Raw genomic sequence first — 1,617 nt, forward strand, 5'->3', positions numbered from 1 at the left:
GCGAACTCGGTCTCGCCCGCGCCTACGTCTCGGGTGATCTGCAGGCGCACGGCGTGCCCCCCGGGGATCCGTACCCCCTGCTCAAGGCGCTGACCGACAGGGTCAACTTCAGGCGGCCGTCGGCGCGGGTGCTCGCCAACGTTGTCCGCTCGATCGGTGTGGAACACCTGTTGCCCGTCGCCCCACCCCCGGAGGAGGCGCCGCCGCGGTGGCGCCGGGTCGCCGCCGGCGTCATGCACAGCAAGACCCGGGACGCCGAGGCCATCCACCACCACTACGACGTGTCCAACACCTTCTACGAGTGGGTGCTGGGCCCGTCCATGACCTACACCTGCGCGGTGTACCCCAACGCCGACGCAACGCTGGAAGAGGCCCAGGAGAACAAGTACCGGCTGATTTTCGAGAAGCTGCGGCTGCAACCGGGCGACCGGCTGCTCGACGTCGGCTGCGGCTGGGGCGGCATGGTGCGCTACGCCGCGCGTCGCGGTGTGCGGGCGATCGGCGCCACCCTGTCGGCCGAGCAGGCGAAGTGGGCGAAAAACGCGATCGAGGCCGAAGGACTCGCGGAGCTTGCTGAAGTGCGGCACTCCGACTACCGCGACGTGGGCGAGGCGGGGTTCGACGCCGTTTCCTCGATCGGGCTGACCGAGCACATCGGCGTCAAGAACTACCCCGCCTATTTCGGCTTCCTGAAGTCGAAGTTGCGCACCGGCGGCCTGCTGCTCAATCACTGCATCACCCGGCACGACAACAAGTCGACCCCCTTCGCCGGCGGGTTCACCGACCGCTACGTGTTCCCGGACGGGGAGCTGACCGGCTCGGGCCGCATCGTCACCGACATCCAGGACGCCGGTTTCGAGGTGTTGCACGAGGAGAACTTCCGGCATCACTACGCGATGACGCTGCGTGACTGGTGCCGCAATCTGGTCGAGCACTGGGACGAGGGGGTCGCGGAGGTCGGGTTGCCCACGGCCAAGGTGTGGGGCCTGTACATGGCGGCGTCACGAGTGGCCTTCGAGCGCAACAACCTTCAGCTGCATCACGTGCTGGCGGCCAAGGTCGACGAGTGGGGCGACGACGATCTGCCGCTGCGGCCGTGGTGGCAGCCCTAGGCGTTATCGATTCGGCGCGCGCCCAACTCGTTCTGTAATAGCTCGAGCGCGGCCTCTTCGGGGTCGCGGCGCGGCGCCGACGGCTCGTCGCGCCCCGCTTCGGCGAGCATGTGTTCCTCTTCGTCCCGCCGGGCCGAATCCGCTTCGGCGGGCTCCTCCGCGGGAGGGTCCGGCTTGGCGGGCGGCGGGGCGCTCGGCGCGGGCTCCGCCGCGCCGGCCTCACACCGCACTCGCCAGTTCACTCCCAGCGCGTCCTTGAGCGCTTCGGCGATGACGTCGGCGTTGCGCTGTTCGGACAGCCGCTTGGCCAGCGGCGCCGAGGCGTGGGTGAGCACCAACGTGTTGCCCTCGATCGCCCGGACGGTGGCGCCGGCGAGCATGACCTCGGTGGTGCGGCTGCGCTGGCGCACCTTGTCCCGCACCGTCGGCCACATGGTTCGTACCGCGGAGGCGTTGAGTTCGCCTGGGGCAGAGGCTGATTCGGGGACCGCTTCAGGGACCGGCT

1 protein-coding gene and 1 pseudogene are annotated in these 1,617 nt (G+C 69.5%); one reads left to right on the top strand and one right to left on the bottom strand.

Annotated features, from left to right (window positions below; translation table 11 throughout):
• On the top strand, positions 1 to 1,112 hold a 1,112-nt coding region (locus A5745_RS02510), incomplete at its 5' end, for a class I SAM-dependent methyltransferase (RefSeq protein ID WP_076114996.1).
• Here A5745_RS02510 and A5745_RS02515 read toward each other — a convergent pair.
• Positions 1,109 to 1,617, bottom strand: a pseudogene (locus A5745_RS02515) (DNA polymerase III subunit gamma/tau); the annotation flags it as partial. The gene A5745_RS02510 and the pseudogene A5745_RS02515 overlap by 4 nt on opposite strands.

The sequence above is a fragment of the Mycobacterium sp. IS-2888 genome, assembly GCF_001954215.1.
In the GTDB taxonomy this organism is placed as follows: Bacteria; Actinomycetota; Actinomycetes; order Mycobacteriales; family Mycobacteriaceae; genus Mycobacterium.